This is a genomic window from Thiocapsa sp., from assembly GCF_011390875.1.
Classification (GTDB): Bacteria; Pseudomonadota; Gammaproteobacteria; order Chromatiales; family Chromatiaceae; genus Thiocapsa.
Window position 1 is genome coordinate 1 of sequence record NZ_JAABRP010000200.1, and the last position, 8,399, is coordinate 8,399.

Below are 8,399 nucleotides of genomic sequence, written 5' to 3' on the forward strand. Positions count from 1 at the left end.
CTCGGCGCCCTTGAGCCATCCACCAGGTTCGATCATCGCTCTGCTTCAAAACCGGATACCCTAAACCGACATGCCCGCAACGCCCTTGTATCTTCCCCAACCTCCCACCTTCCCCGGACATCCATGACCGAAACCAGCGCAAACATCATTACCGACGGCAAATACGTCGAGCTAACCTACCTCGTGCGCGACAGCAAGACCGGCGATGTCCTAACCGAAATCTCGCGCCCCCTCAGCTACGTTCACGGGGTCAATGAGATATTGGCACCGACGATCACCCGCGAGCTTGAAGGCAAGGCGCAAGGTCAACGGGTCGACCTGCTCGTCGATTGCAATGAGTTGTACGGTCCTAGAGACGAGTCACTCGTGATCACCGAAAAGGTCGCTGTCGTACCGCGCGAGTATCGCCAGGTCGGCACCCAGATCCTGATGGAGAACAATCTCGGTCAAATGAAGAGTTTTCTGGTGACCAAAATTGAAGGCGACAAGATCACCTTCGATGGCAACAACCCGCTCTATGGCAGGGAGGTCATCTACCAGGTGAAAGTTCTGTTGGTTCGGGATGCAACAGGGGAGGAAAAAGAGTACGGCGGCAACGTCGGGGCAAACCCCGAGAGGTGAATCAGCAGCACGGAGGATAAGGACAGCAGGGCGTCCCGCCCCGCACCTGATCCGCCGACATCTCGGCTTTTGCAACAAAAGCGACGACGTTTCGGCGATTTGCACTCACGCTCCCGCCGGATCGGCGTTACACGCCCTCTCGCCATAGTGACCGCCGCCTCATCCGCGCCCTCTCCCGATGCGCGCAGGACACGCCCTGCCACCCCAAAAGCCACGCGCGCTCGGTTCGGTGTAGAACAACGGCCGGTGGGGTCTCCGGGTTTCGCCGCGTTGAGGCCCGTCGCGGGGGTCTCGAGGTCGCGGAAACCCGGCACGCCTCCGGCTCTACAGGAGATCAGGGCCGCTTCGGGGTCTTATACTCGACCTCTTTCTGCAAGGAGTCCCAGATCGTCTCATATCCGACGAAACCTTTCTCATTGGCTTCCATTTGTTTGGTCTTGTGGAAGCGCACCTTGCCTTCCGGAACCTTTGGTCTGCTCTTTGATTGCTCGCTCATAAGTCACCTTCTCTAGACAGGATTTGCAGGGCCTCATACACGAACTCATGCGTGTATGCGTTTTCACCGCAGTGAGTCAACTCGTCATCCGACGTACGAAATGTCAGGTACGGATGGACTTCCTTCCCGTCGACTTCGATCGCCGACGTGTCATCGATCGTACTGGCGACGCTGAACGCAATGCTCGCTGTCGCGTCTTCCAGCTTTTCACCGCTCAAGCCCGCTTCCTGCAGCTTAACCCTGATACTCTGCACCAGCGCGCGGACTAGAATGAATTGCTGCTCATCAAACAGTGTCGGATCGAGGTTCAGCTGCATTCTTTCTTACCCATGGCGGAAGCCCTTGCTCGGGTTTTTATGATCATTCGCTAAAGGGGTACAGGCTTCACACCCGTCAGCGTTGGCGGCGTTTCGACCTTGCCGCCTGCGGCCACCTCTGCCTCCGTCGCATCGCGGACGGTCAATATCTCAAGCTCAAAGACGACGTCTCTACCGCACAAGGGATTATTTCCGTCAATCGTCAACGTCTTCTCGTCGACTCTCGTGACCAGGAAGGTCTTCGTTTCGCCCCGGTCGTTTTCCATCAAGATACTGGTACCGACCTCTCGGTATTCTTCAGGAACGTTCTCGACGAGGTCGGTCACGACGAGAGACTCATCCCGCGCACCGAACAAGGTGTTGCAGTCCAGCGCGACCGATAGCGTATCACCGACCGCTTTTCCCTCGAGCTCGGCCATGACTTGAGATGACAGCACGTCGTTCACGCCATGGACATAGCCCAACGGAAAATCCACAGCCGTCAATACATGGCGGTTCTTGGCGTCGACCACGCGATATTTGAGCTCGACGTACTTATTGTGCTGGATGGTGTCTGTCATGATGCTTAGAAAATCGACACGGCGAAGATACGGACCTCGCCTTTTTCATAGCCGAGAACCATTCTTCCCAGCCACTCCCCCTCCTTCGTCGTACTGCGCATACGATAGAGAACGGTCACATGCTCGCCACGCCGAATGAGCCCGAGAAAGTCTCGCTCTTCGACCAGGTTCCGGGACAATTCGCTGTGCGCGAACTGCTTACCAAGCTCGACCTCGTTTAAACCGAGCAGCAGCTCATAGGAGAACTTCCTGATGAACTTGCCGTATTGACCTTTGTTGGAGTACTGCACCAACTCGTCCCACATCGGATGGGCGATCTCGAGAATTTCCTCGTCGGACTTATCGTTGATGTTCATTTCGCATCGCCATCGGTGTACGTCTTGGCAATCTTGTGACGGACTCGAGCTGAAACCGCCGGCTTTACAGCGATGAAACCCTCTCGATAAACGCCATGCCTAATCTTTGGCAACGACACAAGCGCGCATAACGCTTCGCCTGGCGCTCGTCCAACAAGCATGTGAGAACCGCGAGAGGGCCGAGGCCCCGATCCCCGAGGCCCCGGCTTTCTTCGCAAAGGCTTACGCAGCCTTCGCCTCTGGCTTGTCATCGATCAAGTGGTACAACGGCGCCTTCTCCATGGTGTACTCGCCGGTCTCGGGATCCCGGCGGGAGACCGTGAGCACATGCCAGTTCTCGTCATCCACCTTCATCACGTCACCGCGATAGTAGTAGCCGGGCCAGCGGGTTTCCTTGCGGAACAGCGTATGATGCATGACCGCCTCGGAGGTGAGGTGACGATGCTTCAGCTCCCAGGCTCGCAGCAGCTCGTGGATATTCTCCGCGGCAATCTTTTCAAGGTCCTCTTCCAGAAGCTTGAGCTTTTTGAGCCCGATATTCAGCAGCTTCTCGTTGGTCATGTAGCTGACCGTGACCCCGCCGCAATACTCGTCCATCAGCTTCTGCAGACGATCCAAACCCTGACGCGGGTTGATGTAGTGCGGGTTGACCGAACCGGCAGTGATCTCGTTCCGATAGACCTTGTAGTGCTCCATCGGCTTGTAGATCTCTTCCTTGCGACGATTGATCTGCTCGTCGGAGACGCGGATGCCCTCCCCCTTCCCGTCGTCGATATACTTGCAGGCTGCCTTGGCCGCGAGCCGCCCTTCCGTAAAGGAACCGGACGAGAAGGCATGCGGTGTCCCGCCGACAGCGTCACCCGCACCGAACAGACCTTCCACGGTGGTCATGCGGTTGTAGCCCCAGAAATAATCCGGTGGGGAGATGTCTTCGGGGCCTGAGCACCAGGCTCCACACCCGGTGGCATGCGAACCCATGACGTAGGGCTCGGAGGTCGTCAACTCCGGATTTTCATACTTCGGGTCGACATCCGTCGCTGCCCACAATACGGCCTGGCCGACGGTCATGCCCAAGAAGTTGTGCCAGCCGATCTCTTCGAGATGCGGATCTTGGAACGCCTCCATGGTCACCATGTGGATCGGACCGCGGCCGGCGTTCACCTCGTTGATGAACGCGTGATTCCGCAGACAAGTGGGAATCGGACGATGCGACAGGTGCGACGCCTCCACGTCCAGGTAGCGCTTACCGACCATTTTCTCCAAGGCCGGAAACCACTTGGATTCGTACTCTTCGCCCATGCCGTTCTGCGTGTAGGTCTTCAGGTGCAGGAAGTACGCACCGACCGGACCGTATCCGTCCTTGAAGCGAGCGAGAACGATCCTGTTCTCCATTTGGGTCATCTTCGCGCCCGCACCGATCATGAGCCCATAGGCGGAGCCCGACGACCAAGGTGCATACCAAACGCGGCCGGCACCTTCGCCGACGGAGCGTGGCTTGAAGATGTTGGAGGCGCCGCCTGCCGCGACGACCACCGTCTTGGACTTGAAGACGTGGTAATTGCCGGTGCGCACATTGAACCCGACGGCGCCGGCGACGCGGTTTTCCTTGGCTTCGTCCATCAATAGATGGGTGATGCAGACCCGGTTGAAGACCTGGTCAGCGGACTTCTTAGCCGCCTCGGCGACGATCGGCTTGTAGGACTCGCCGTGAATCATGATCTGCCAGCGCCCTTCGCGCTGATACGCACCCGTCTTCGGGTTGCGCATCAAGGGCAGGCCCCACTCCTCGAACTGGTGCACCGTTGAGTCCACGTGGCGCGCCATATCGAACAGGAGGTCCTCCCGGACCATGCCCATCAGGTCGATGCGCGCGTAGCGCACATGGTCTTCCGGGTTATTCTCGCCGAACCGGGTACCCATGTAGCAGTTGATGGCGTACAGGCCCTGGGCCACCGCGCCGGAGCGATCGATGTTCGCCTTCTCGGCAACCACGATCTTCTTATCTTTACCCCAGTAGCGGGCCTCGAAAGCAGCACCTGTGCCGCCCAGTCCTGCACCGCACACCAGGACGTCGATGCCGTCCTCAACGACTGTCTTGTAAGCCATTATTCGTACACCCCTACTTTCAGTTGGAGCCCGGCCTTCTCGAGCGTGTGCAGACCACCGTCATCGAATCGGATGTATTTCGGCTCGTTGAACAGAAGCTCGCTGTCGCGCATATCCTGACTGGGAGACGGCACGTCCGCCAACTGCGGAATGTGCTTGCCCCAAGGCTTCGTCGTGATCGGGGCCAGGAGATTCATGTCCTTTTCGCCATTGCGGAAGATGATCCGCCAGGCGATGACACCCTTTTCCTCGTCACGCTGAACCCGGACCGAATGGCCGAGCGGGGCAAAATCCGCGTAGCCGCGGACGTCGATGGCGTTGTGCGGGCAGGCCTTCACGCAGGAGTAGCACTCCCAACACATGTTGGGCTCGATGTTGTAAGCGCGGCGCACCACCGGATCGATGTGCATGATATCCGAGGGGCAGATGTCGACACATTGGCCGCAACCGTCACAGCGCGTCATATAGACGAATGTTGGCATATTCGTTTCCTCTTCGTGACTTAAGCTCGCAGCTCGAGATCAATAGTTGGCCGGAGCTTCGCGCTTGATGCCGAGCCCCATGTTCGGCGGATTCGCACCCATGTACTCCGGAATGTCCGGGTAGCGCTCTTTGCACTCGGCGCTGGACAAATCGGGAATCTCGGGAAGCTTATCGCGCGAGCCGTCCGCAACCGCTACCTTCTTCTGGAACGCCGCCGCGGGCTTGAAGAACATGTGTGCGAACTTCGACCACAGAATGGTGCTGAACAGCGTGGTGGCCGCGACGATGAAAACGACAAACGCGATGATGCTCAGCACCGAAGTCGCACCGCCGACCGCCTGCAGGAAGGACCAGATCAGCGCAAAGGTCGCCATCAGCAAGAGCGAGACAATGAAGATGTCGGACTGATGCACGTTGTGCCACTCGTTACCCTCGGAGCGCACATCGACGCGGATCTTGAACCAGAACCAGTAGCCGCCGATGCAGATCGAGAGCGCACCCAGATGCCACAGCAGAGGCGCCAGACCCGAGCCCTCGCCCTCGGCGACGGGCAGACCGAAGATCATCACAGCCGTGGTGATCACGAAGAAGACGAAGCCATACATGGTGAACAGGTGCGAGATACGACGGTCTTGATTCTTGAACTCGCTCGAGGTCAACACCTCGTTCGCCACCGTACTCATGGCGATGCCGATCTTCTCTCCACCGCCGACCTCGCGCTTGGCGATCTTCTTCAGCGACTGCCCCTTCTCGAAAAAGTACTTGGCACTCTTCTTATGGACAACGTCGAGCAGAGTGCCGCCGATGACCAGAAGGACCATCAGAATGACGTACGCTTGCATGACGCCTGGATCAAGTGAAAGGCTCTCGGACAAAATCGCGAAAGGATTACTTGCGATCATTGGAAGTTGACTCCATACAGGATGTGAACCTCGGCTACCTCGAGGATACGGTGACCCGATCGGCTCCAGCATCAGGTCGACTGGCGATGCCGAAGGAACGGATATCCAACCGCCCCACTGGGATGGCGGCTCTTCTTCCGCGAGTCCCGGCGACACTGGGGGTGGAGTATAAGGGTTTCAGCACATGCTGTGCGACTCAGACATTTTCGGGCCACATAACTACGACTTATGAGTCCGGCGTAAACGGCAAGATCGAAACAACACTCGTTTCCCGAAGAATGTCTCGTGGATTGCTCGCATTTCGACGCCCTCGCCTTTGCCTCCGACGCACCCTCGGCGGAACGCCCGGTCGGTTCACCGAGGTCTTCGTCCCGCCGATTCGAGCTGTTTCGCGCGCGACCGGCCTGACGCACAGGCGCTGTCGGCGTCTCCCCGTTGCGCCGAAACGTTAACCGACGCCAGTCTCCGGTCGCGAGGCCGAGGCGGCCTCGGAGTGATCGCCGACCACCACGCGTCCGCAGGACGCCTCGGTGGGTGTCCAGGTGCGTCGGCCACGCCACTGCCGGGTTGACGAGGTCGGGCTGTTTTTTGAGCACCTTGCCATTGCGAGGCAGCATTATTGAGAGGCCGGAGGCGTCCGCATCACTGGTACAGAACGCCATCCCGGCGCCCCAACGCGTAGGCCGTCTCCCCTGCCGCCATCCGAAGCCGAGCCTCGATCCGGATCTTATCCATCACGTCGTGATCGGCGATTTCCGGATAAAGCGGGTAGAAGCGCATCACGTCCAGCGCGTTCGCCCGCGCCGCCAACTCCATTCTGCGCCGCTCCTCGAAACTCACTCCATGCAGCATCAGCAAACGGGGGGCTTGGCGTTGCAGATAACGTTGACAAAGCTCCCGATGCTCTTCGCTCTCCCAGTCCTCGCGGACCAAGAAAGGGGGGAAAACCTCACTCTCGTTGTACCTCCGGGTGAACCATTGGGCCTTTGGTTTAGTACCCGCGCGCTCGGCGACACATCTTTCCAACCGGTAATTCACGGGCCCGTAAGACCTGCTGCGCTCAGCCTCACTCGTTTCGATCGGCATCACAGCGGCCGGGAGCGCAGCCCAATCAGTGAGCTTTGGAAACGACGCCATCGCCGACGCGTCGACACAAGAGAAAATCAACGCGAGCGGCGAGTGGTCTTTAGGATCAAGGAGCCAGTACTCATAGCGATCCGCGGCCTCGAACGGCAGTCGTGCCCCAATCAAAAAGGTCGCCAACTCAAGTATGCGTCGATCCACCTGGCCGTCGTCCGTGACAGGGTTTTCGATAACCCGTTCGAGATCGCAATGCCTGATGTGTGCGGCCCTGGTAAAACGCCCCTGATGTCGAGCGGCGCTTGCATTTCCGCCACGACTGTTTGCATAGATAAAGTGAAACTCCCACAAATCGCCGTCCATCGAAAGCGCTCGCGCATGATCGGATTCAGCGATTTGTACTTGTGCCGAGTACGGCTGTAGGACGCGTTGAGAGTGAACTTTGATCATCGACGGCAGATACGAGTGGGTTACAAGGCGAGGAAGGAGGTCGATGCGGCGCGGGTGACCCGAGGTAGACCGTGCTGCATCCCTTCACGGGACGCAAATTTAGGCGATTGCATGGATTATGCTACCGTACAGATGGTGTCAATATTCGCCCGGGGACCGACAGAAGGGTCTGCTGGATCGACCGACGTGAATGGGCACGACGGCCATACGCGCACCCCACAGGTATCGTATCTCAGTAACCCCAGTCTGCGTGAGCGGGCCGCAGCCCGTTGAGCAGGTCGCACGACTGCCGCCACTGCCGGAGATGGCGATCCATCAGCTCGACAAACCGCGCATTGTGGCGCCGTTCCGGCAGATGCGTCAGCACATGGACGAGGATGTACTCCAGACACTGCTCAGTCATGCGGTTCGACCAGTTCTGGTCGTGTCGATAGAACTCGGTCTTGTCCGCGTCCTTGGGGATGCCGTCGAAGTCGGCGAAGAGGTCGGCGGTGCACATGCCGGCGTCTTACTGGCCTTCCTTGGTCCGGCGCAAGAGATCATCGATCAACGCTTTGGGGTGGACCTTCTTTTGGATATAGAGCGGCGGCTCATGGACGACGATTCGTTGCGAGGTTCGCGAGTTCTACGCATATCGGTGTTGTCTCCCCTGTCATGTCATGTCGGTGTTTGAGCTCGCCGACGGCTCGTGCAATCATGCTGTTGAACGCGCTTTCGAGTGGTTGGGGTCGGGATCCTGCCGCCAGCGGTTGCCCTCTTGGCGGACCCCGTTGATGACGGCGGTGTGATTAATGGCTGAGCCTCGGTGCCGAGACCCTTGCCTTCGTCAAACGCAAGCTCGGCTTGCTTCGGTCGAGGTAGGGAGCTGCCGGGCCGGCAGGAACGGTAGGGGGCCACTTCAACCCGTGCACCGTGCGCTCCGGGCCGTCGGCGGAAGGCTGCGAAGACACCTGCATGCGCCAAGCGCCAAATCGACGTCATGCGGACGGAAGTCGGCTCGCTAACCGCAAGCTGTCGGCTCCGGCATG

General features: G+C 58.8%; 10 protein-coding genes. 1 reads left to right on the top strand and 9 read right to left on the bottom strand.

Annotation, left to right across the window (positions count from 1 at the left end):
• Positions 1-123 precede the first annotated feature (123 nt).
• Positions 124-621 (top strand): peptidylprolyl isomerase, encoded by a 498-nt coding sequence (locus GPT33_RS14900; protein ID WP_363929400.1) that lies wholly within the window; start codon positions 124-126, stop codon positions 619-621.
• Between the two features lie 334 nt (positions 622-955).
• Here the strand turns inward: GPT33_RS14900 and GPT33_RS14905 are convergent, their stop codons facing one another.
• From GPT33_RS14905 to GPT33_RS14945, 9 genes are all read right to left on the bottom strand, one after another.
• Complete coding sequence (locus GPT33_RS14905) at positions 956-1,117, bottom strand: hypothetical protein (protein ID WP_296810269.1); 162 nt, start codon at positions 1,115-1,117, stop codon at positions 956-958.
• On the bottom strand, positions 1,114-1,434 hold the full coding sequence (locus tag GPT33_RS14910) for a hypothetical protein (protein WP_296810271.1): 321 nt from the start codon (positions 1,432-1,434) through the stop codon (positions 1,114-1,116). Before GPT33_RS14910 ends, GPT33_RS14905 begins: the two co-directional genes overlap by 4 nt.
• 50 nt (positions 1,435-1,484) lie before the next feature.
• Positions 1,485-1,994 carry a peptidylprolyl isomerase gene (locus tag GPT33_RS14915; protein ID WP_296810272.1) on the bottom strand — a complete coding sequence of 170 codons (510 nt, stop codon included), beginning with the start codon at positions 1,992-1,994 and terminating at the stop codon, positions 1,485-1,487.
• Positions 1,995-1,999: 5 nt separating this feature from the next.
• On the bottom strand, positions 2,000-2,350 hold the full coding sequence (locus tag GPT33_RS14920; RefSeq protein ID WP_120798673.1) for a hypothetical protein: 351 nt from the start codon (positions 2,348-2,350) through the stop codon (positions 2,000-2,002).
• Positions 2,351-2,572: 222 nt separating this feature from the next.
• Positions 2,573-4,456 (bottom strand): adenylyl-sulfate reductase subunit alpha, encoded by a 1,884-nt coding sequence (gene aprA / locus GPT33_RS14925; RefSeq protein ID WP_120798672.1) that lies wholly within the window; start codon positions 4,454-4,456, stop codon positions 2,573-2,575.
• Positions 4,456-4,938: an adenylyl-sulfate reductase subunit beta gene (gene aprB, locus GPT33_RS14930; RefSeq protein ID WP_120798671.1), complete on the bottom strand. Its 483-nt coding sequence runs from the start codon at positions 4,936-4,938 to the stop codon at positions 4,456-4,458. Before aprB ends, aprA begins: the two co-directional genes overlap by 1 nt.
• A 39-nt stretch (positions 4,939-4,977) precedes the next feature.
• Positions 4,978-5,841, bottom strand: coding sequence for an adenylyl-sulfate reductase (locus GPT33_RS14935; protein ID WP_296810277.1), 864 nt, complete (start codon positions 5,839-5,841; stop codon positions 4,978-4,980).
• Between the two features lie 642 nt (positions 5,842-6,483).
• Positions 6,484-7,284: a hypothetical protein gene (locus GPT33_RS14940; protein ID WP_296810279.1), complete on the bottom strand. Its 801-nt coding sequence runs from the start codon at positions 7,282-7,284 to the stop codon at positions 6,484-6,486.
• 319 nt (positions 7,285-7,603) lie between these two features.
• A complete protein-coding gene (locus GPT33_RS14945; protein ID WP_296810280.1) occupies positions 7,604-7,870 on the bottom strand; it encodes a YgjP-like metallopeptidase domain-containing protein in 267 nt (88 codons plus the stop codon).
• Positions 7,871-8,399: the final 529 nt, after the last annotated feature.

What these genes read in the sequence shown, in the direction of transcription:
- GPT33_RS14900 (WP_363929400.1), top strand. Translation starts at nt 124, where the DNA reads ATGACCGAAACCAGCGCAAACATCATTACCGACGGCAAATACGTCGAG.
- GPT33_RS14905 (WP_296810269.1), bottom strand. Translation starts at nt 1,117, where the DNA reads ATGAGCGAGCAATCAAAGAGCAGACCAAAGGTTCCGGAAGGCAAGGTG.
- GPT33_RS14910 (WP_296810271.1), bottom strand. Translation starts at nt 1,434, where the DNA reads ATGCAGCTGAACCTCGATCCGACACTGTTTGATGAGCAGCAATTCATT.
- GPT33_RS14915 (WP_296810272.1), bottom strand. Translation starts at nt 1,994, where the DNA reads ATGACAGACACCATCCAGCACAATAAGTACGTCGAGCTCAAATATCGC.
- GPT33_RS14920 (WP_120798673.1), bottom strand. Translation starts at nt 2,350, where the DNA reads ATGAACATCAACGATAAGTCCGACGAGGAAATTCTCGAGATCGCCCAT.
- aprA (WP_120798672.1), bottom strand. Translation starts at nt 4,456, where the DNA reads ATGGCTTACAAGACAGTCGTTGAGGACGGCATCGACGTCCTGGTGTGC.
- aprB (WP_120798671.1), bottom strand. Translation starts at nt 4,938, where the DNA reads ATGCCAACATTCGTCTATATGACGCGCTGTGACGGTTGCGGCCAATGT.
- GPT33_RS14935 (WP_296810277.1), bottom strand. Translation starts at nt 5,841, where the DNA reads ATGATCGCAAGTAATCCTTTCGCGATTTTGTCCGAGAGCCTTTCACTT.
- GPT33_RS14940 (WP_296810279.1), bottom strand. Translation starts at nt 7,284, where the DNA reads ATGGACGGCGATTTGTGGGAGTTTCACTTTATCTATGCAAACAGTCGT.
- GPT33_RS14945 (WP_296810280.1), bottom strand. Translation starts at nt 7,870, where the DNA reads ATGTGCACCGCCGACCTCTTCGCCGACTTCGACGGCATCCCCAAGGAC.